The 25,199-nt window shown below is 45.1% G+C and carries 4 protein-coding genes; all 4 read left to right on the top strand.

Annotation, left to right across the window (positions count from 1 at the left end; all coding sequences use genetic code 11):
- The first annotated feature begins 538 nt into the window (after positions 1-538).
- The 4 genes from ACESPQ_RS10230 to ACESPQ_RS10215 all read left to right on the top strand — a co-directional run bounded on the left by ACESPQ_RS10230 (position 539) and on the right by ACESPQ_RS10215 (position 25,159).
- Positions 539-20,683, top strand: coding sequence for a hypothetical protein (locus ACESPQ_RS10230; RefSeq protein ID WP_373144330.1), 20,145 nt, complete (start codon positions 539-541; stop codon positions 20,681-20,683).
- Between the two features lie 6 nt (positions 20,684-20,689).
- Entirely contained in the window at positions 20,690-22,090 is a 1,401-nt protein-coding gene (locus tag ACESPQ_RS10225) for an ABC transporter substrate-binding protein (RefSeq protein WP_257270857.1), read from the top strand.
- Between the two features lie 189 nt (positions 22,091-22,279).
- Positions 22,280-23,170: an ROK family protein gene (locus ACESPQ_RS10220; RefSeq protein WP_257334500.1), complete on the top strand. Its 891-nt coding sequence runs from the start codon at positions 22,280-22,282 to the stop codon at positions 23,168-23,170.
- A 24-nt stretch (positions 23,171-23,194) separates the two neighbouring features.
- Complete coding sequence (locus ACESPQ_RS10215; protein WP_008816202.1) at positions 23,195-25,159, top strand: BglG family transcription antiterminator; 1,965 nt, start codon at positions 23,195-23,197, stop codon at positions 25,157-25,159.
- Positions 25,160-25,199: the final 40 nt, after the last annotated feature.

The raw sequence follows: 25,199 nt of genomic DNA, 5'->3' as shown, positions 1-25,199 counted from the left end.
ATCATGGTAATTTCAAATTGGATAATATAGAAAGATAGAAAGTATTGCAATCTGAAAAGTAAATCACTTTTCTAAATATTTCATATTGTATAAATTTTAATCTATAAAAATAGTTAATTTTCTCTATTTGTCAAGTTTTATGCTTCTTTTTTTTGTAACCTCTTGCAAAGAAATTTTTATAGCACTATAATGAACTTGGAGTCGTCTTATTGTTATGACGAATATGTGATAATTCGAGTTACAAAGGAAAGAAATGAATCATAAGAAGCGATCTGTTCCTGTAACTGTTTTTCAGAAAGCATTGCTTTTTTTTGGATACAAAGTCTCTAAAAGATATGTTTTTAAGAATTTCACTGTTTCATTTACATAATAAAAGGCGATATCGTACTATAAACATAGCTTTTAATCAAAAAAAGGAATGGGGATTGATCATGTCGTATGGGATGACATGATTCTATATTGGTCAAAGAGTCTTAAAAAGTTAACTTAAAAAGTATGTTTTTAAAGCATGAGGTGTAGGTATACGAGGAGAGGGATTATGAAAAAGAAAATGCAAGGCTTTGCGAAAAAGGGAACGGCTGTATTTTTCAAGTGTCTGATGATATGCTTTTTGTTTCTGCTGCAGCTGAATCTGCCGGACACAGTCATACATGCGGTATCCGGCTTTGGTGATGCACCGGATATTACGGTGAAATTTGCTTATAAATCAGGTGGTATTATTCCAACGGATAACAAGGGGAACAATATAGCAAACACTGTTCTTGTCGGTCGGGAAGGCAGCAGCTCTGCTATTGTAGACTTACAGATTGATCCACAGTTTAGCAGCGGAGAAATAACAGCTCCGTATTTTACGCTGGATTTGCCCTATTTCTATTATGATGCGTCGGGAACACTAGTTTCTACGTTTGATATAGACGCGGTTCCGGAAGACAGTAAAGAAAACGGGGAGCCCAAAATGGGTCTGCAGGCAATTGTTAGGGATAACAAGGACTATTCTGTTGATAAAAACACTGTATTCAAAGGCGGTTCAGACAAAATAAATAAAAATGTTATCCGTGGAGATGCGCTCACAATCCAAAGCGGTACGCCTTCTGCAATTACGCTTGAATTTGTATTCTATGGGGATGTTCCGGAGAATGCCTCCTGCATTGCCACGGTTGGGGGCGGCTATGCCAATTATACGGATACCAATGGAAATACGACCGAGTACAATCATTATGTTCCAAACGGTGGAAATGCAGAAAACCGTTTTACCTTTATTTGTTCCAATCTGCAATGGGATGCACAGATTACACCGGTTAGTAAAAATGTATTATGGGATAAATATAACTATATGGTTTATCAGGTGGACATCATCAATCAATCTGAGGATGATAAAAGCTATTTCAATTCCTTTGACCTGAGTCTGGAGCTGCCTGTTTATGATACGGATTATCATTACGGTATTCGCCGCAAGGATATGCGTAAATGGCTGTATAATGAGGATGGTGATCCTGTTTTAAATGATGACACGGATGATGTGAACGGCAAAAAGCTGACCGGTGTTCCAAAAGACGGCGGTATGCTGCTGTATGATATTACGGACATCGGCGAGGCTGAACTGGAGAAATGGGATCTGAACGATTTTCATAACGTTGAGGAAAAGCCGGGTTATTATAATATTTCCCAGCAGACAGGGCTTGTATATCTGCGCTCTGATAAACAGGTACAAAAGGGAGAAAAGCGCAGCTATTATATGGCTGTGCCGTTTCCCCGCAACTTTGATCCCAATATGCAGCCTGTCATCACCAAGCTGTACGGGACTGTATATTTTGGGGACGGGAAATATTCCTGGACGAAGACGGCAAATAATTCCACGTATTTTGAAACTCCGAAATCGGGCTTTGAAGCGGGAAAATATGTTCATGATGAAACTGGCAACGAGGTAAAGAAGACACAGGCAGCGATTGGGGATAATGTAACCTACTATCTGTCCGGCTTTAAGAACACCGGTAATATTCCGGCATTTGAAGCGAGTGCCACGGATACATTACCGGAAAATTTCAAACCGAAAAAAATTTCCATCTCCATGCCAAAAAGCGGAAGTGATGAGCCGAGCCTGACGGACTGGTTTGCGGATCAGGATATTCTGGAGCTGGAATTTGAAAAGGCGGATCATACAACGTCCTTTGTGGCACTTGGTGCTTTTCTGGAGGACAGTGCTTTATCAAGCTCTGACAAGACGGTATGGTCTGTCGATTTTGAGCGTGCGCTGAATGATTATCTGCGTACACATGCAAATGAAAGCTTTACCGGAAATCTGCGAATCAATTTCAAAAACCGCATAGAGCCAAAAGAGGCCTTTTCCGGAGAAATTATGGTACAGGGGGTACTTCCAGTACAAAGTACATACGAGAATGCACTGACGGTAAACTATAATGAATGGCAATATGTTCAGGATACGGCAGTGACAGAGGAAACCTATCAGAAATTTTCAAAGGAGATCAAGGATAAGGCGGAGATTGAGACCGTGCCGGGGAATCCACTGATTCAAACAGACACCTACCTGAAAAACAGTGATAATGAATTTACATATCAGGAAACGACCACGGTACCAGTTTATACAAAAAATGTAGGCTATCGCTATCGTCTGGGAAATGACAGTATTTCTGACATCATCCCTGCGGTATTCGATACCGGAAATCTGTTGACGCAAAATAACAGTCAGGGGGTTTACGGTTTTATCACAGATTCAATCCTGTTATCCAAAGGCTTACAGGAGTGCGCGGTGATCGCCAATGTAAAGCTGACCTATGCAGACGGAAGCGTGAAGACGGTTGCGCCTTCTTCCTTTACGAAGGATGAAAAGGGGAATCTGGTTTATCAACTAAGTGGAAAGACTCTGAAATCTGCTGAGGTTAACTTCACCTCCTTCCGTAAAAATACAGCGCTTTCTGATGATATCTATGTAGCGATAAACGGTACGCCGAATATGGTCGGTGATGTGGAAGCGGAAGGCAGCTTTAAGACTCAGTATCAGGATGCCAGTGTTGACACAACCGCAAAGGATAAGGGAAAGCTGAAGGTTGACAGCATCGATATGCAGCTGAAGGCCAGCTCATATCATAAGGACTCCTATTCCGGTGAAAACACCTCCGCAGGAGGAACAATTCAGCACCTGCAGGTGCCAAACAAGGAAGCAGATACCGGGTATCTCTTCAACATAGCGAATACCTCCAGTGCAGCATCCGGCGGTGCAAAGGCATGGGTGGATCTCTCATCCCAGATTACAGATAGGGGAACTGCAGATCATCCGATGATTAAGGGCTTTCTTACAGATGAGATTACAATTTCCAACATTGAAAAGACGGCAGAAATCAGAGCTGTACATGTTTATGAATATGGGCAGGAAAAAAGTGATCAGGCCAAATTGGTATTGCAGGGTAGTGATCTGATTATTGAGAATGATACGATTGTCATAACAAAGGAAGCCCTTGCGAGTGCAGGAATTGACCATGCTGTGTATGTATTGGTGGAGTTTGACAACTATCTGGGACAGACAGCTCCACAGCAGGCTATGCAGATTCGCTTGAATGGTACATCGGACTGGTATGACAATCTGGATGCCGTTTTGACCTTTATCCCGGATAATCCGTTCATGATTCACCAAATGAAGGATGTAACAGCCCGTTTGCAGGTGAAGCGTCCGGCATTGAGTGTACATACAAATCTTGGCTATTACGATAATGTACCGGAAACAAGTGTTGCACAAAACAGCAATACAGACAAAAACAGAACTCTTATCGCTATTCCTTATGACAGGGATTTCAATATTGCGGTCAGTGTAAAAAATGAAGAAGATTCCGTATTGGATAATCCTGTTCTTACGGTACAGCTTCCTGTAAATGACCATGCACAGGGGGATGAGAGTCACACCGGGTTCCATGCCACAGCTCTGCATATCGATAATGACCTGTTAACGGGCTTCAAAACGATTGAACATCTATATCTGTATGATGCGGATCAACAGGCTCCCGCTGCTGAATTAACATACGATGCAGAAGGGAAGGCCTTTAAAGTCAGTACCACCACACTTTCACTGGATGCTGATGGCGGGCTTACGCTGAATGAGCAGCAGCTGCAAAGTCTTGGCATAACCTATCTGAATAAGCTGGAGCTGGAGGGCTATGAGTATGCTTTACAAAAGGAAGGCCGTATCAATATCAAGGGCTTTTCTGATGCAAACCTCGGTACGACCAGAACGGTAAGTGCAGATGCAGGCAACTATCTTGATCGTATCCATCAGGATGACTATGAGGTGAAGACAAAGGATGATTCCCAGTTTTTCACAAGTAAAATGTATTTTGATACGACACTGAGTGCCGGATACAAGGATTCTGAAGGCGGTGAGCGCTTTGATAAGACGGCAACCGCAAGGGAACATGTCCGCCTTCGTTATGCAAATACGAGCAGTGGGTTGTTTTATGATAACAGCGAGCTGGATGTTGGGTATAAAGCCATTGGCTCCTATATGCTGGATTTTCGTCAGTATCTGAATGCAGGAACCAATTATCCCAAAGATCCTACAAGAAACAATTACAGCTGGCAGGAGCCTCAGGGCTACAGCTATTTGAAAACAGAGGCATACAATACGGCAATGTCTGTCAATATGAACCTTACCCTGCCATCCGATAAATTTGAAACCTATTATCTAAAGGTTGATCCGCGGGCAAAGGAATATTTTACAGCGATTGATGTTATTTATGCGGATGGAAGCAGGCAGACGATCCAGCCGGAGGAATGGCAGAGCAATTCTGTAGAAACAAATGCAGAAGGTAATACGTTTTTTAGAATCGCCCTAATGGAAGGCAGTAAGAAGTATGGAAATGAGGAACGTGATTACTATCGTTCTCCCAAGAATTATGCAATACCTGATAATCCGGTTACGAATATCGTTGTGCATCTGAAAATCAATCAAAAGGAAGCAGCGGATGACAAGGCAGCCAATCCGGATTACGGTACATGGTATGATGCCAGTGACCAGAAGACAAAATATATGTTTGAGGTAACCGGACGCTTCTATCGGGAAGGAAACGCTAAGGCAAATGTAACGGCAGACCTGCAGGTTGGCGGTGATGAAGGAAACGGTGCTGCACGGACAGGCGTTAAAGCAAAGGTGCGTACAAATGCGGAAACGAAATCCAGCTGGTCATATCGCAATCAGTATGTATATTACTGGTATAGCGGCTATTCCTGGCATTCCGCAAATGCAGACTATGATGCCCAGCATCTGAAATCCGATGCCCACGTTGTGGTCAGTCATGATAAAAATCAGGTAGTAAAGGGTGTGCACAAGGATCCAAGCGTGAATGCAGACCGCAAGGTTATCTATGGAGATGATCAGGACTATGCTGTCAGCTTTTTCCGTCAGCCAAACGGAGGCGAGCATGATTATGTGAGTGGAAGGAATACGACAGACTGGTACAGTGAGGATCCGCTGGACTGGTCAGGCAAAATATCCTATGCAGATCAAATCATACTGGAGGATATACTGCCTGCCATTCATGAAGACAAAATGGATGACGTCAGTGAATACTATGGATTTCTGACAAAGAATATTCGTATCTCTGAACAATTGGAAAAATACATTGATCACGTAGAGCTTACAACGAAATTTGAAAATGAAAAGGGTGAGCCTGTCAACGGAAAGGAAAGCCGGACAATTACGCTGCACAAGGGTGATCTGGGAATTGCAGATAACGGCTTCTATCACATATTACTGAAGTATCAGGACCGATCGGAAACAGCGGATGAAGCAAAGCCATATGAAATTCAGCTGGAGCATCAGGAGTATGTAAAGGGTTATAAAATTTATCTGAAGGATCTTCCGGGCAGTGCAGATTTCGCCAGAGAATATCAGTCTACACAGCTGCAAAAGGCAGATAGTCACGGCACAAACAAGGATGTGGATGTCTATGTTGGGGGAACTGTCTATCTGATTGACAAGGTACATCCGGATAAGGATGCCACCAATACCATACAGGCTACAACGTATAAGGATGAAACAGATGCAGACGGTTCACCAATGCAGGTTGGAGCCGTTGGGGACACCGCTTTGCTGATGGGATATCAGATACCGTTTAAAGCCGGCTTTGATATTGATTCCCTTTCAACTTCCGGCAGCCGCACCATCTATGATTATGAACCGGGCTCCTCTATTGACGGTTTGAAGCCTTCCTATGCGGGCTTCGGTGTCAAAATCTTCAATCAGAACGATGGAAGCAGCAGCGATGGCAGTACGGATGCTGCCCATATCAAAACAGCAAATCTGAACAACACCATGCATGCGGATTATCGTCTGAAGCATATCTATATACCGAAAGAACTCATCGACGGTTCCTGGTTTGAGGTAAGCGCGCTTACCTTAAATTACGGCAATTCAAAAACGATGACCTATAAGAGTAAGCAGGAAATCGTTGGTTCCAAGTATTTAACATGGAATGCTGATAAAAATGCGTATGAATTTGATATCAACCGCTTTGTAAAAGATCATGTGGGTGATTTTGCGACCTATACAGCTGTGAATACAAGCAATGTATACGTAAAGGATGTTATTCAAAGCTTCCAGATGACATTTACGGCAGTGAATCCCGTGCGGACGGATGCCAAAACGGTACTGGATGCCGGTCAATACCTTACTGCGGATAAGGCAGAAGGATATACAATCACCTATGACGGTGTTTATGTCGATCGTACAGCCGCAGATATTCAATCCGATTCATGGACCTCCGATTCCCGTCCAACCAGACTGAATGATGCCAATCATTACAATAACGGATCAGGCAGTTCCACATATTACTGCTATAACTATGCGGACACAAGCTTCGTTTCCTCCGATTTGAATGCGATGAAATATGGTGGAAATGTCAGTACGGATAAAGAGGATTACTACAATATTGCGAATACGGTAGCGGATCTGTATGTCAATCTGAAGCGCGGAAAAACGGTTGACGGCAAGGATGCGTTTGCCTATGACCACTATCTGGACGGTGCCGATACAAAAGAGCGGGCCGTGGACAGGGATCACCTGACTGTTCATGATTATGTGGAATATGAGCTGACCTTTGGTGTAAATGCAGACTCTGCACTGCCTTCCACGCATCCGGATTTGCGCTTTACGACACCGGACGGCATGCGCATCATCGGATGGAAAATCAAAGAAAACACAACCGATATATCTCCGGATGATATCAGTGCAATGGCTGCGCAGAAAAATAATACACCGGTTTCTATGAAAAAAGACGGCCTGTATACATTGCAGTCCAACGATCCGGATACAGAGCCTGTTAACACAAATTATAAGGAGCTGAATATATCTGTCGGACAGCCGAATGCCAAGGTAGAGAAGGGAAAGGTGATCCGCATTACGGTAATCACACAGCTCAATGATGAAATAAAGCCGTTTGAGGGAAAAACGATCACACCGGTGTATGAGGCAGCTGCGGCACCGGTAAACAGCTATTCTCAATACCGTATTTACAGAGAAAATGTTAAAGACAACAACGGCTACAGTCTGACAAGTCCTTATGCGACTACAGACGATATAAAGTTTTATCGTGGATATACGGATTTCTATCGCACTACAACACAGGGCTTCACCGGTAAAACATATGAATCAAAAATTACAAGTGAGCTGAACTTCATGGATACGGATGATCTGCATCTGGAGTATGAGTTTGATGATAAGGTGCTTCATTATGACCATCAGCCAATGACCTTGAAGCTGAGAGGGGCGGATGCTGCCAATGCACAAACACAAAAGGATGTCACAAACAATTCTCTGCATGATCTGGATTCACTTACCTATAAGATATCCTTCCTTTCGGAATCAAACGGCTATCTGTATAAGGGCTTTGAGCTGACAGATAAACCGGAATTTCACTATCCGAAAAACATGAATCAGACTGATTTGAAGGATATAAAGATAGAGTATTGCTATCTCCAATCCAAAACAAGAAACGCAGCCGATGGCGTCTATGATAAAAATGCTGTGGAAAAGGTCTGGATTGACCAGAAGGATGTGGTTGTGAACGCAGCGGATTTGAGTACAGGAAAACAGCTGTTGAAGGATGCGGCGGGAATACGCTGGACCTATTATGATATCCCTGCACTGGGTACGGATGCAAAGGAGGTCGTCTTTGCGACTGTAAAAGACCCGTTCATCCTAAAGGGAGAGGGACGCTACCGCGATATTCGTACTGATGCACAGCAGGATACAAAGCAGTATGCAGATCGTTACAAGATGGAGCTGGATGCAGATGTCACCATGGTTCACAAGCATGAGGAACGTTTAGAGAACACAGCTGCAGACGATGCAGTGAATGAGGTTTTGCTTGAACAAGACGTAGAGCTGGGGGGACTTGGCGAAGCAGAAAAGAATATAGCACGAGAGCGTCCGGTGGTAGCTCTTCAAACACAAATTTTTGAAACCAAGGAACAGGCAGAACAGCCGTATGATGCGAGTGCCAAGCAGAAAAACGGTTATCGCCCAGAGGATACCGTCTGGTTTAAGACAACTATCGATAACAAAAAGCTGACGGAAAAAACAGCAGACACGGATATGCAGGGGGCCCTGCTGGAGCCTGTTATCTATGATAAGATGCCGGAATATATAGATACCAACGGTATAAAAGATAATTTAAACATTAAATGGTATGATAAGGATGGCAATGAGAAGACAGCAGTCTCACCTGTCATTTCACAGGTCAGTGTAAACGCTCCGGATTACGGTGGCGACATGATAATACGGCATAAGGAAAATGACGGTTCTTCCACCGGCAGCGGACATGCTTACCAGGATATAAACATGGATACTGCCGGAAATACAACATCTACGAATATCAATTATATCGTTTATAAAATAAGCTTCCCGGAAGGAACACGTCTGGAAGTGGGAGAACGTATTGAGCTGTGGTATGAAGCCGGTATCCGTGATACAGATCTTCCTATGCTACTGACAGAGAAGGATGACGGCTCTGTCTATATGGACTATTATCCGAAAACCGGAGAATATTATCAGGTTTTTGATACCTATAATCGAAGAAGCATTGCCTACCCGTTCTTCAATACATCCTATACAAATACAGCAGACGGCGGATTTATAAGAAAGCTGAACAACAGTAATGTCATGATGGATATGAGCTATCTGCAGCATGATGTAGGTCTGAGCGGTAAACGCAATGATCATGTGAGCCGTTATGAATATTTGCAGGATGCTAGCGTATATATGCCGGGAAATGGTTCCAATACTGCCAATTACGGCGGCAGCAGCAGCTACCTGAAGGATTATGACATGGCGAGTGCCAGTACGCATCAGGAAACCATATACAAGCCGCAGCTGGAAGCCGGTAAAATTGATGATATACCATCCCCAGAGGCTGTGGAATATCAAATCGATGGAAAAAATCGTGACTATTATGAAAAACTCATGCGGCTGCGAAATGGAAGTGCACAGTGGAGTAGCGATGATGAACCTGTAATCTGGTCACAGGCAAGAACGCATTTACAGATGGCCTGGCTTGCGACAAGCTCCCAGATGATCAGCAACGCTGCCAGCAATGAGGAAACGCTGGAAAGTCTGGCAAATGGCAGATATGGAAAGTATGATAAGAACTATTACCCCAGCAGCGGTTACTACACAGGAAATTCTGCAGGTCATCACAGGGTACGCTATGCTCGCTGGAATGATGATACCATAACAGCACTGGAATATGATCAGGATTTCACAACGAGAATCGGTGCATACAACTACGGCGACTGGGATATTCAAGGCGGTATGAAGTTCATCTATGTCATGCCAAGAGGAATTGAGCCAAAGCGCAATGCGGATGGCAGTATGGACATAACGGCAAGTATGTTGTCAGGAGGAGATTCCAGCAATCCGACTACAGCTCCGGTAACGAATGTAACAGCGAGAATCCTGCAGGAGCCGGGGGCAGGCAAAAGCTACCGTACTCCGCAGCGTATACAGGACCCTTTGCTTGTACAGGAGTATATGAACACTACATCGGATTCATACACAGGGAAAGATGAGTATTATGCAAACACGGATGATAAAGGCTCCTATGTGCTGGAAATCACAGTGCAAGAGCCGTTAAAGAAATGGCTGAATCGCGGGTCGGAATTTGGTTATCAGATGTTTGTGGACATTCCATCTCACGTTTATCATTCCAATGTGAATGAATACTGGTATGATGAGGTCTATGCGGCACCATTGGATACAGCGTCCAAGGATAACCGCTATTATCAGATTTACGATATCGAGGCATCCAATAAAGGGAACATCCAGAGTCTTGTGAAATATAACAGCAAGTATCTCAGCACACAGTTTACCGGTATGGATTATCTGTATCACGGCTATGATAACTCCTCCTACGGCGTTAATGACGGGAACACATATTATATGAACGGTTCTCCGAATATGCCGTATATCAACGGCATCAACATTTCCAATAAGGAAGTGATTGTCAATAAAGGAAGCGGCACAGCTCCTGCTAAAACGGTAGAAAGCTATCACAGTGGTAACCGAAGCACCTATGCGGCAACGGGTACCAGAGCCAGAATGCGAAAGCCGATGGTACGAACCTGGACAAGCATGGGTGAAACACCGTCGAGCAAAGAGAAAAGCGATTACTATGTTATGAGTGAAGCGCAAAGCGGCAAGCTGAATATTCATCTCGAAAATAAATATTACTGGCCGTTCCAGTCCAGAGCCGGATATTCCATTGGGGGAGTAAACGGATCCTACTACTCAACATATGAGCGCTCATTGCACAGCTATACAACCGATGGCGGCAATATGGGAACACTGTTTTACCCGGTTGTAAACGATCTGCTTCCGGAGGGTATCGTACCAAAGGATAGCAATGGAAAGCTGTTCTCTGAAAATGCAGCGGACAATGCAGGCCGTACACTGGATTGGACACTGATGGATGCGAACGGAAGTGCGCTGGATGCAGAAAAGAGCAAATATGAGGCATCGGTGGAATATGTGAAGCTGAAGCAGGCAGATGGCTCAGACGCTGAAGGCCGTTACCGCATAATCTTCAAACAGAAGGACGGTGCAGACACGGTTCGAATCAAATCCGGAGATACCCGCATTTTCCAATTCAGCTATTACACAAAGCATAAGCCGGATGACAAAGCCGCAGACGGTACCGTAAACGATGCATTGAAGCAGCAGTACCAGAGGAACCATATCTTTGTATCCAGTCAGCTGGAAAATTTCAAATTCCTGATTGATAATGAGATAGCAGGCAATCCGTATTATGTCGGTGCCTACTATACGCCATTGCGTAACTATATTTATGTAGGAGATACCCGCAAGGATGCGGTACAGAAATCCTGGAGTGCACATATTTCCGGTAACAGCTACTGGAGAGAAACCGGAGGGGTTATTCCAAGCGATATCCTGGATAACGGTCTGGTTGCATATCCGATTCTGGAAGCGACGAAGGATAATGGAATCAAACGCTATCAGGAAACCGATACCCTTGAGCTTGAGGATTACCCGGATATACGAAGTAGTATTTCCTTACGTGATATGGATTGGAATACCAGCGGCTCCCTGTCCCATCAGGACGGTCCAACGGCAGCTGCACGAAACGATGAAGGGGTTACGACCAGTCACCGTATTCGTGTACTAAAGGCTGAAATAAAAAATGAAAGCTATGTATCCACAAAGAAACCGGTGATTGACAGCACGGATATCAAAAATCTGGGAACCAGTGCGAGTGAAACAGCTCCGGCCTATCATCCGGATAATAAGACCAGAGTACAATATGGCGATTCTCTGTACTATACCGTACAGGTTGATAACAAGGCACAGAGTGCCGATGTTGAAAATCAGGGAGATATCCTTCATGCGGAAATGAATATTACACTGCATCTTCCAAAAGTGGCAGGGTACATGGAGCATGAAGCGGATCATATGTATCTGATAATCAAAGAGAATGGCAGCTGGGTGAAATATGAAGGGCTGGATGCGATAGAAGCAGCCGGATATCAGGTGAAGCCTGTCGGTGATCGCAAAGCGGATGATGGAAGCCGAATTCTATCCTTTGACATTATAACCAGGGGAGATGCAAAAACCTATCAGGATTTCATCGACGGACATCATACGGACGGTTATTTCGGCAGTGGGGATACACTGCTGTTCGGCCTCCATACAAAGGTCTACAATGCAGAGGATGCCGCTTCCGTTCTCAGTGGGGAGACCTATTGGGATGAGGACTACAAGGCAAGCTCCTATGTGAGCTTCCATGACACATCCGGCAGCTGGCTGCAGGAAGCTTATCCACAGGGAGGCTTTGAACAGCTGGATGAACAGGACATGTCCATGGTGATGTTCCATCAGAAAAAGACGGACAGTGAACCGGAAACGGATACGGAATATGCGGATGATTTCGATCTGGATGGTGTTTATGGAGAACTATATGCCAGTGATGTTACTGCCAGAGTGACGGTATTAAAGCCGCACAGTGTTGTTCGTGCTGATACATCCATACAAAGAATCGAGGTAAGCAACCCGGATGCGGATATACGTGTGGCAGAGGATCCTACCATCAAGGGTGCAACCAGAATGAAAATCTATATGGATCAGTCTGTGAACGATGGTGCAGCTGTCGGAGAGTATCTGATGGATTATCGGATTCCGTTCCGCGGAACCTCACAGGGAAGCGGAGAAGAGGCAACCATCAATGATAAGGAAACACCGACCTCTGTATATCACATCCGTACCGGCGTCTGGGAAATACCGGATACGGTAAAGGAGGAAGCAACCCGCAAGAAGCTGGAAAAAGAACTCAAGGTACATGTGTACGGCTTGCTGAGTGAGGAAGGAAAGACGCCCGGACAGGCAAATGTCAGCTATCAGGCACCGAAGGATAACTGGCGTGCGGACAGCTGGGTGGAGCTGACATCTGGCGGAGTAACCCTTCGTGAAAATGCAGTCATCAATATTCCGCAAAAGGATCAGAAGCGTCTGTATCAGCTGCGCTTTGTCATCTGTGCCGATGGAGATGTTGAGAATACACGAAACTATCCGGTTCCACAGGGCTTCCGTCTTGATATTGATGCGGATGCTTCGTCAACAAATGTAAAGGAAGAGATGAATGAGATTGATCCGACTCATATGAATATTCAGGAGCTTCCAGCCAGCGTTACAGAAAATGCAGCGTATATTGAAGTCTCAACACTGAATCAGCAGGAGGTCAGAAAGCACGTCAATCACTTTGTAGCTGCAGGCGCACGATATGATGATACACATGTGGCCGCAAGCTCACAGCGTTCCCGTGCCGGGTATTTTATAACAGAGGAAATTCCTGTGATCTCTGTCGATATTCAGGGAAAATATTTCAAACACAGCAGTAAGAAAAATCCGGATACCGGCGCAATGGTTTCAAAATACGAGTGGCAGGATGACATGCTGGTTACACCAAACCTGAGTACCATGCTGAAGTATAAGGCGGTATTCAACAATTTATCACAGGATGAGGCGGATGCGCAGGGCCTGTCTATGGAGGTGGATAACTCCAGTAATCCGCAGGTGTCAATCGTATTGCCGTATCTGGAGGAAATCGATGATAAAACAACCGCGGATTCCACAGATAAATATAAGCATGAAAAGTATCGTTATCTCAGCTATTATGACGGTGAGTTTGAAAACAGCCGTCTTGAGGATTCCTATGTGTCTTCCTCGAAGCTTGCGAATGCGGATGCCGCATGGACATGGTATGTCGTGGATGAGCAGGGTGCTGTTGTCGATAAGGAACACGTATATCTGCAGGATTCCGCACTGCATACATATCAGAAATATACCGATTTGACTTCCCTGCAAAGAAAGGTTATCACCTGGGATTTCGACGGTTATCTGAGCCCGGGCCAGAAGCTGGTCGTTGAATTTATGGTTCCTCTTGCGACAAAGGATTATGGTATTGTTAGCTCCGAGCTGCTGAACTGCAAGGTGTATGCTTTCAAGGGTGGAGCATTCCGTATCCATATACCGCAGGAAGCAGGAAGTAATGAAAAATGGGCGCTGGAATTTGATACCAGAGATATAAACAACAATGCCGTATCTGATGGAGAATCCACACTGGTGAAGACACTGGGAGGACTTGCGTTTGAATCAAACCGTGTCATCATAAGAACAAAATCATCTCATTCTGAATACGGTACAGGACTGAGTGCCTCTGGAAACGGTGAAAAAGTACCTTCACTGGTACCGGAGGGTAGTGATTATTCCTTTGAAGCTGCTATTCTGAATCCGGATTCAGATTCTGGAAGTGATGGCTATGAGCATCCGATTCTGTATGATGTGCTGCCATATGCCGATGATATTACAACCGGTGGAACTGCCCGTGATTCCAAATGGCGGGGCTTCCTGAACATAGACAGCATACAGGTTCAGAAGCACTATGCGAAAAGTGCGGTGGATGGCGGAGGTCTTGTCAAGGAACCGCTCGAGGATGGCAGAGACGTTACAATTTGGATTGGTCCATTCAAAAAGGAAAACGGCAAGCTTGTGAAGCTGGACATCGCAGACCTGCCTTCTCCTGAGTTCACAAATGAATCGGAATGGTACAAGGCGTTATATGGAACCTCTACGGATGCTATGGCCAAGAAACAGAGCTTTATGGTGAAGCTCAGTGATCTAAAGGGTGCCAAAGCCACACTGCCTGCAGAGGAGTATGAAGACCTCATCCGTAACATTCAGGCGATTTATGTGGAGCCAAACAAAGACTTCAAGCTGAACGGCGGCAGCAAGCTGCAGCTGGAATATAAGCTGCATGCACCGCTGAATCTGCCGGGTTATCCTGGTGTGATTGATGAAAACATGGTAAATCAGGAGCTTACGAATGCTGTGAAGGAGTATACCGGATGGAATACCTTCACAACACAGAACGGTGATGATAAGCCAAGTATTTCTCCGCGTGCCGGTGTGTTCCTGGATGCACCAAAGGATCGCGGCTATATCGGACACTATGTCTGGCTGGATCAGAGCTATAATGCGAAATTCACAGATGAAGGCGAATATCTAAAACGTGACAGTGACGGACGATGGCTGTTAAACAATGCAAATGTTGATCTGGATTATGACGGTGCGCCGGATGATCCGGGAATCAATGACGTGAAGGTGGAGCTGCTTTCTGAAAAGGGCTATCCGGTAAACAGGGACGGACAGCCGGTCGTTGCCGAAAAAGACGGCAGCGGTGAAGAAACCGGAAAATATCTGGTAATAGATGAGACAACCGGAACCTATAAGACCGATAACAACGGGGCAAGGGTCTATGCAATCAATGGACCGGAGGTATTTACGACGGAAAAGGATGCGTATGGTCATAACGGATATTTTATCATATCCAATATCAAGCCGGGAAAATATCGCCTGCGCTATACCTTCCCGCAGAATACCTATGATGAATATGCCGTTACCACGCTGAAGCTTGGAAACAAGGCTGCGAATGGTAGTGTTACCGGTGTGGATATTTACCGTAAGGGTGATACACTGCCGGATCTGGGCAGTGCCGGCAAAGGTGTTGTCGACTGTGATGCACAGGATGTGAATGAACTGATTGTGCAAACCAAAGAGGAAACACCGATTCAAATCGATGCGATCGGAAGTGATCCTTCCACCTATAAGGCTTATGATGAACGCATGACAGCCTATGATATGGGCATCTCACACAGCTATATCTACAGCGGGCATGCCTGGATTGATATAAAGGATAACATCAGCAACGGCATCTACGATACAGGAGAACTACCGCTGAGCAATGTGGAGCTGCAGTTCTATCAGGTGGATGCGCAGGGGAAACGTACTGCGGCAATCGACCGCGACGGAAAAAATGTCAAAGTGACAACGGACGAAAAGGGCTATTTTGAAGTCAGTCTGTATCCGGGATACAGCTATGTGGCTGTGGCCAAAACTGATCAGACAGGCGGCGTCTACAAGAGCTCCCCTGTCAATATCAGTAAGCAGCCGCTGGAAAAGCAGCGCGATAATGATATGTATACAACAGATAAAAAAGAGAATGTCACATATGAATTCCCGGTAACGGCAAGACTGGATGCAAATGGCAAACAGCTGCTTACCAATGGAAGCTATGTCTATGATGACTATCTCGGACTGGGCTTTGTGCCTTCGGGTAAGGGATATATCGGAAAGAATATTTTTGATGATGTGAACTACAACGGTATTATGGATATCGTACAGGATGAAAACGGTCATTTTGTATCCGAGCCCGGTATTGATCATGTCAAGCTGATTGTGGAACAGTATTATTATGACGATGGCTGGACGCTGGAGAAGGAAAGCTTCCAGAACCAGATAAGTAATGCGGCGGGAAGCTATATTTTCCAGAATGTTCCGACAACCGTTACGAAGAATGGAAAACTCTATCTGGCGGGATATCGTGTCAAGGTGGATATGAGCACCCTGCCGCACGGCTATACACCGACAATGTATCTGATCAACAATGGATTGAATGACAGTGATCTTCCGGCACAGGGGGACAGCGATATGCGTTATCTGACTCGTGATGATGAATATATCATCCTTGCGGACAAGGCTGCAGACGGTGTGTCCGGTGCCAATGTCCTGGAGGTGGAAGGCGTGCGCTATGATACCAGCGAAGGTATCAGTGTACTGGATAAGGACGCCGGTCTCACCACAATGGAGTTGGCGAAGATTCAGGGCAGAGTATGGGAAGACAAAAACTATGACGGACAACAGAACACCTATGAGGATACGGATGGAAACAGGAAGGATGAACCGGGAATCAACGGGATCCTTTTAAAGCTGATTCCATATTACTATGATCCGGATGCTTCCTCATGGAAGAAGCTTCCAAATCCAACAGATGCCTATGCACCAACGACAGTAACCGTAATAAACGGGGAATACAGCTTCCGTGACCTCCCATCCAGTGCAGAGGTTCATGGAAAACAGGTGCTGGTGTCCTATAAGATTCATGTGGAATCGGATATCACCAATTCGGATTACGCGGTCACTAGGTATCAGGAAGGAAATAAGGATACCGACAGCGACCTAATAGCATCCAGCGGAATGCTGAATAAGGAAAGCGATTATATCATTCCTGCGAAGCGAGTTGCCAACAGCGATGATGCTCAAACCGTTAAAAAGCTGTATGGTGCACATGCGGAAAGCTTCCTCATTCACAACAGTCTGGGCTATTACGATATCAATAAGGTGAGAGATACCACCGGCTATGATGCAGGCCTGCGTAAATTTGAAAAGGCGGATATCAGCGGAAGGATCTGGAATGATGAAAATTATGACGGTTTGATGCAGGACAGTGAGCCGGGTCTTGCAGGTGTAAAGGTTGCCATGATGCAGTATTATTTCGATACGGATACAGGCAAATGGAAGCAGTCCGATGCATTTGTAAAGCTGGAAACCACAACGGATGCAAACGGTGACTACGTATTTGCACAACAGGATACTTATGTTCGAAAGAACGATACCTATTATCTGACCGGATATAAGCTGGAGGTTGTCAATGCGGATGGAACAAAGCCGGATCGTGACAGCTATGCCATTACCAGATACCGTATCAAGGATAAAGAGCTCAGAAACAGTGATTTGCGCAGCAGCTATAAGCTTGATAAAAAGGATGAATATCAGATCATCGCACAGACGGTGAAGAAGGCGGATAACCGTCAACAGGTCGTAAAAGCAGGGAATACCAGCTATGATCTTGCGGTCAGTGAAGATGCCGTTCATATTGATGGAGGCTTCAGTGAATACCAGACCTCTACATTACAGGGATCCATCTTTGATGATGGTAATTACGACGGTATGCTGGATACATCGGAAGCATTCTCCAAGGATTTAAAGGAAGCACTGGAAAAAGAAGGGCGCGACCGAATTTCTGTAACGATTACCTATTTCTATAAGCAGGATGGTCAATGGAAACCGCTTGAAATCGATGGTGTGCAGAAATCCGAAACGCAGGATATTCTTTGTGATGGGGATGGCAGCTATAAGTTCCAAAACCTGCCTACTGCATACATCATGGATAAGAAAGCATATCTCATGGGCTATCAGCTTCAGTTTGACGGTTTGCCGGAAGGCTATCGTCTGACAAAGCCGCTGCTTGGAAAAGGGCAACAAGACAGCAGCGCACGTTTTGAAAACGGAGCTGCCATACTGTCAAAGACAAAGGCAGATTATGTAGGCAGTAAAAAGGAAGAGCTGAATGGATACATTATCAGCTCCGCTCCATCTACCGGAACCGATCAGGATATGAATTATATGGAGGGCTATGACTGTGTTGCCGGACGTGAGCTGACAGATTACAATATCGGCGTTACCAGACAGCAGACTGCCTCCTTTACAGGTCGTGTCTTCTATGATCAGGATTATGACGGAGGCTTCCATAAGGAAAGTGAAACAGGTATGAATGATATCACGCTGTATCTGCAGCAGTATATTTACGATACCTCTTCCCATACCTGGGAGCTGAGTGAGCACAACACGCAGGAATATACGCTGATTGACGGTACCAAAAAACAGTATATGCAGAAAACGGTAAGCAGGGCGGCAGTCTATATGGGCGTAAAGCAGGATGGTATTTATACCTTCCACGACCTGCCAACCTATGTGGAGGTGGATGGACGCACCAGACTCAGTGCATATCGCATCTTCATGCAGGATGTCCCGGACGGATATATGGCTACGTATCTGCATAAACAGAACGTAAGTGAAGAAACAGACAGCGATCTTGATCTTGCGATGGAAAACCTCCTGCATCCAAGAACAGGCAGCGGATATCTTATCGCCGCCAAAGAGGTCGGTGAACAGCAGCCGGAGGAATCCTATATCCATAAGGCAGAGGGGCATGCCTATGATATCGTGGCAGGACAGAATATTGTGCAGCTGGATGCCGGAATGACAACATCAAAGAACGGCAGTATCAAAGGAAGAGCCTTCGAGGACATGGATTATGACGGTCTGTGGAATGTGAACAAGGATCAGCCGATGGCAGATATCGAGCTTCAGCTCAAACGCAGCCGCTATGACCAGAGTAAAAATGAATGGGTGGCGGATAACGGTTTGGATGAGGCCGGCAATGAAAAAGTTTTCTATGCTGCTGTGAAAACAGACGCAGAAGGAAACTATGCGTTCCTGAATCTTCCATCCAGCACCAAGGTCAACGGAAAAAGCACGCTGTACGGCTATACTCTGTGGCTGAAGGAAATGCCGGACGGTATGGGGGCAACAAAGTACGAACAGAAGGATGACGGATCTTCAAGCTCATTAAAAGCCGATACTCTGCAGGTATTGAAACAAAGCGGCAGTCTTCCGGAAGTGAAAAACGGGTATCTGATTGCGGCACATAAGGTGGAAAAGGATGAGGAAGCCAATACACAGTATGTGGAACAGGGCTATGACATCATACGCGGTGCACATATTACAGACTATAACCTCGGCTTTAAACGTATGCATACCACAAGCATTCAAGGGGCGGTATGGCATGATATGAACCGTAATGGTATCCGGGAAAAAGAGGAAGCAGCCGTGGATGGAATCAGATTGCATCTGGAACAGTACTATCTGAACGAACAGGGAGAATGGATCTGTTTGAGAGATGGTAACGAAGAAACGGATGATGAAAAAGAGAATTCCAGCCTGCATGCCGTGAGTGGAAAGGATGCTTCCTACTCCTTTGAACATCTGGAAACTCATGGAATCGTAGATGGAAAAACCGTTATTTACGGCTATCGTGTAAAAATCGATGAGCTTCCGACAGCCTTTACAGTAACCGAATATCAAACCAATGGCGGCGATGCCGATTCAGATTTAAAAGAAAGCAACGGTGTTCTGGCACATGATGAAAAGGTAGAGCTGCATGTTCTGGCATCTAAGGCAGATAAAACAATCGATCCTGCCTACAACGTATCCGGATATGATATTCTGGATGCTCATCCTGTAAAACATCTGGATGCCGGACTAAAGGCATATGAAACGGGTACACTGGCCGGTATTGCTTTTGTTGATAAAAACGGAAACGGCGTTAAGGAAAAGAAGGAAGACGCTCTAAAAAACAGAGAGGTTACTCTGGAATATGCTGTGATGGAAAATGAACAGGCACAGCCGCAGACGATGGTATTGATGGATAGTGGTCAGATTTCGGAAGAGGGCTTGACATATCAGACCTATGTGGATGGTGTACAGAAGACAGATACAAAGGGAAACTATGTATTTGACAATCTGCCGATTATGGATGAAAACGGAAATCCATACCAGTATCGCATCCGCATGAAAAAACCTGACCATATGGAATTTACAAGACTGCATGAGCTGAGAGAGGATACAACACAGCATGTGAATGTATATGGACAGCTTGTACAGGCAGAAGATAAAAATGAAGGTGTGACACAGCCAATCGAGCTGGTAAATCGCCGGGAGCGCTGCAACTATTACGGACACCAGTTCCGTGCGGAGGCAAAGGCGTTCACCTATATGGACATCGCAGTTAAGCAGAAGAAGTCAAGGAGTACGATTGCCGAAGGTGTTGATACTGCAGCACAGGCACTTTCTCCATACGGCTGGCTGCTCGCAGGTCTGGCAAGCCTGAGCATTGTCCTGCTGCTGCGTCGTAAGAGAAAGGAGATGGAGTAAGGAAGGATGAATAGAATTAGTGAAAAGAAAATCAGCAGACAAAAGAAGATTCTATTCGCAGGTATATCTGCAGCACTGGTGATTGCATGTGCTGTGCTCCTATGGAAACCATCTTCCTCTTCATCCTATCTGATTCTGGAGGGGGAAGCATCCCGTGTAAAGGAAGCTTCTTCCTCCACCTATCAAATTGGTGTTTCCTCCATGAGTGCTTCCATGCATCCGTATGCACAGGATAATCAGACAACGGATATTCTGCGCCGGTTAGTATATCAGCCCCTGTTGATGATACGGGAGGACCAGAGCATTTCCTATATGCTTGCGGAAACCATACGCATCAGCAAGCAGGGAACACATATCGATATCAGGTTGAAGGAGAGTGCTTCGTTCAGTGATGGGGAATCGGTGACGGCACAAAGTGTAAAGGATGCATATGAATGGCACGGCAATCCCGCAAACCAAAGCTCGTTTGCAAGCTATACTGCCAATATAAAGGATATCCAGGTGAAGAGTAAAACACAGCTTGTGATGACACTGAACAAAGCGGTGCTTCGACTACCGGAGCTGTTTACAGTCCCGCTTATGCATTGCACAAAGGCTGAAAATGCGGACAGAGCTACCTTTGCGGGAAGCGGAAGCTATAAAATCAGTGAGCTGATTCCCTTATCCGATATGACTCTGGTGCCTGTAACCAAACAGAGGAATCCCTATGAAAAAATTCATATATCTGTTATGAATTACGGAGAATTTGATGATATCATAAAAAAACAGAGCACCGATATGTTTATGATAGGAAAAGAGGGGTATCTGGAGAAGCTGAAACAAAATAAAGCCTATGACGTTTATGCCATGCAGGAAGAGGAGGGAATGTTCCTGGTGCTTCAGGACAGCGGAAAATGGAAGGATGCTTCACTGCGCCGCTCGCTTGCAGGAGCTATACAGCCGGATCAGGCAGTTTCTTCACTGAACAGCGGAGAAATCCTGAGTGCTTCCGGAATAACCGGAGCACGGAAAAAAGGAACAGTGTATCGTGATGTACTGTCTGATGAGAAGACATCCATAAAAGATTTGCATTTGCAGCATCTTCCCTCCGCACGTTCCAGAGCGATTGCAGTACAGCTTCAAAAACAGCTACAGGAGAAGGGGATGAAGGTTACTTTGCAGGAATATAATGACGGAACAGCAAAGACTGCCGATGCCTACCTGTTCACAGGGACCTACAGTGATTACCTAAAGACCAAGGATATGAGTCCATTTTACCGATCGCTGCAGGATACCATGGATATCAGTGAATATGACGATTGTCTGGAAACCTATCTCGGTGAACAGGCATGGTTACTTCCTGTTTACAGAGAAACCGTTTGGACAGCGGCGATTCATGGATATGATACGCTTTCAATATTTGATTAAATACACTTAAAGTTTGAAGACAGACCTGTTTATAAAGAACGATATGTGTTTACTATAAACAGGTCTTTTTCATATGTATTCCTGCAAAATCGACAAAAAGGAAAAACTACCTCATTTATATTCCCCATATTTTTTTGAGGGAATAAAGGGTTCATGGTATTCTTAACTTGTAAATAAGGAGGGATATGATTGTATACAGCAGGAATTGATATCGGAGGAACAAATACAAGAATCGCACTGATTGATGAAGCATATGAGATTATTCAAAGAATACAGTTTCCTACAGATGTAAATAATCCACAGGCAACACTTCAAAAAATTCAGGAGACGGTGCAGAGCTTTTCCGTGGCTATCGCAGGAGTCGGTTTATCCTGTCCGGGTCCATTGGATTTGAAGCAGGGAATTATTCTGGACACTCCCAATTTAAAAGGAGGCTGGCATGGTCTTGCGGTAAGCAAAGAGCTGAGTGCACGTTTAAAGGTACCGGTTTTTCTGGAAAATGATGCAAATCTCGCATGTCTTGCGGAAGCTGTTCTGGGTCAGGGGAAAGACTACTCCTATGTGCAGTTTCTGACCATTTCCACAGGACTTGGGTCAGGACTTGTCATTGATAAAAAGATCTATCAGGGAGCGCATGGCTTTGCACATGAAATCGCGAATATCCCGTTATGGAGGAACGGTCCCAGCCATGGTTCCATTTATCCCGGCGGTGTGGAAGCTATCTGCAGCGGTACAGCGATTACAACACGCGCAAAAAAAGCCGGTTTGGATGTTGAGCATGCCGGCGATGTATATTCACTTGCCTGTTCGCAAAATCAGACAGCGATTAACATTATGGAGGATGCCAAGGAATATCTTGCAAATACGATTGCCATAATCTATGCGTTTGTCGATCCGGAAATCGTCATTCTTGGCGGCAGTGTCGCAATCAAGATACCGGGGTTTGTAGAGGATGTGGAACAGAGAGTGAAAACAAAGGTGTATCCGAATATTCAGCCGTTGGTGAAGGTTGTGAAAACAAACCTGAGTGAAGACAGCGGATTGCTCGGAGCAGCCTGTCTTGCGTTTCTTCAAGTGTAGAAACTGCAGATACAGGAGGTGTCTATGAAGTCTGAAAAAGAAAATTACTATATTAAGGAAATACTGAAGATACTGGTACAGGGCGATATCGTCGCAACAGGTAAAATAGCTTCCATGATTGCTCTTTCGGAAAAGGCAACCAGAAATAAGCTGGAGCACCTGCAAAACTATTTACAGGAGAATCAGCTAGGCTCCATTGAAAAGAAGCCGCGTGTCGGAATCTGGCTGAATATGGACGAGCAGCAGAAGGAAAAAATGCTGCGGCTGCTGGATGGTGCTGAGCACTTCAGTGTAGGCTATGATGCAACACAGCGGGTAAGAGAAACACTGCAGATATTCTTTCGTATGATGCCCAGAGAAACCATCACAACACAGAAGCTGGCAGAGGAGCTGTATCTCAGTCCGCCAACCGTATTGAAGGTGATGAAAGACTGTGAAAAATGGCTTGCTCCGTATGGCATTGAAATCAACAACGAACGAAGCCGCGGCTGTTCACTGAAATATGATGAAACAAGCTATCGAATCGCATTAAAGGACTATATCATGCTGGATCATGATCTGGATGAAACACGCAGACAGACACAGGACTTTTTCTCCAGTATCGATATCGATTTAATAAAGAAAGCGATTATTGAAACGGAGAACGAATGGAATTATCGTTTCACAGATACTTCCTTTTACGAAATACTCATTTACTGCTGTCTGGCATATCAGCGTAAGGATTTCAGTACACCGCTTCGCATCGCACAGGAGGATCAGGAAATCCTGGAACGCTACAACGAATATCCGTTTACCATCGCTATCTTCAAAAAGCTGCATGAGAAGATGCATGTGATCTTCTCCAACGAGGATGTCATGTTTCTGGCAACACAGATTTTATGCTCGAAATTCATCGGCATCAACAATGCGGTGGATATGATTTCCAATATCTCAAAATATGATCAGAAAATACTGAATTTTATTGATGAGATGCTGGTTACGATTGGAAATATTCTGGAAGTGGATCTGACAAATGACAGCAAGCTGCGGGAAAGTCTCATCTTCCATATGCGACCAACCATATTCCGTCTGCGTTACGGCTCTCCACAAAGCAATTCGCTTGTGAATTTCATCAAAACCGAATACAAGACGGTCTTCCGTGCGGCCTGGTCGATATCCATGATGTTTGAGAACACCTTCGGTCTGCAGATTACAGAGGATGAGCTCGGCTATATCGTGCTGTATATACAATCAGCACTGGAAAGACGAAATCAGCGCTACAGTGCCATTCTGCTTGCGGAAAGCAATCTGGGACACGCACAGCTGCTAAGCGAGCGGATTCGCAAAACCGTACCGGAAATCAGCAGTCTGAAGGTTATCAGTCATCATGATTTCAAGCTGTATGAGCATCCGGATGAGGATATCATCATAAGCTCCAAGCTGTTAAAGGAAACAGACAGACGCATTATCGTCATACCGAACCTGTTAAGTGATACGGGGATTGGGATGCTTCGCAGCTTCATGGATAATCTGAATCTTCGGGTATCGGAGGAAATCAATCCCTTTGAACCGATCTGCTTTCAGCTGTTCTCTCCTGAGCTGATGTTCATCAATACATCATTTGATACGAAGGAAGAGCTGTTGAAGTACATGTGTGAGCGCATGGAGCTGAAGGGCTATGTGACAGGAAAATTCTATGATTCCGTCATGGAGCGGGAAAAAGCGACAACGACGAGTATCGGAAACCGTGTGGCACTTCCCCATGGAGCCATGAGTGAAGTGAATGAATCCCATGTCGCGATAGCAGTATTACCGGAACCGATTGTCTGGGATGATGACCGGGTGGATGTGATCTTCCTGCTGGGCTTTAAAATGTCCACACATGAGGAAATCCGAAGAATACAGTCATTCTATAAGCAGTATATATCGCTGATAGAGACAGATGAAAAGGTGAAAATCATACGCAGTAAAAAATCGAATCTGGAGCTGTATCGCTATCTGATACAGTAGTCGACAGAAGTATACGCGATAAACATGAAGACTTGCAATG

The organism is Clostridium sp. HGF2 (assembly GCF_964240115.1).
GTDB classification, from domain to species: domain Bacteria; phylum Bacillota_I; class Bacilli_A; order Erysipelotrichales; family Erysipelotrichaceae; genus Clostridium_AQ; species Clostridium_AQ innocuum.
The sequence above is the reverse complement of the archived record's forward strand: the minus strand, read 5'-3'. Positions and strand labels throughout refer to the sequence as shown.

Bases quoted from the DNA above. Each gene is read 5' to 3' on its own strand.
- ACESPQ_RS10230 (WP_373144330.1), top strand. From the start codon at position 539: ATGAAAAAGAAAATGCAAGGCTTTGCGAAAAAGGGAACGGCTGTATTT.
- ACESPQ_RS10225 (WP_257270857.1), top strand. From the start codon at position 20,690: ATGAATAGAATTAGTGAAAAGAAAATCAGCAGACAAAAGAAGATTCTA.
- ACESPQ_RS10215 (WP_008816202.1), top strand. From the start codon at position 23,195: ATGAAGTCTGAAAAAGAAAATTACTATATTAAGGAAATACTGAAGATA.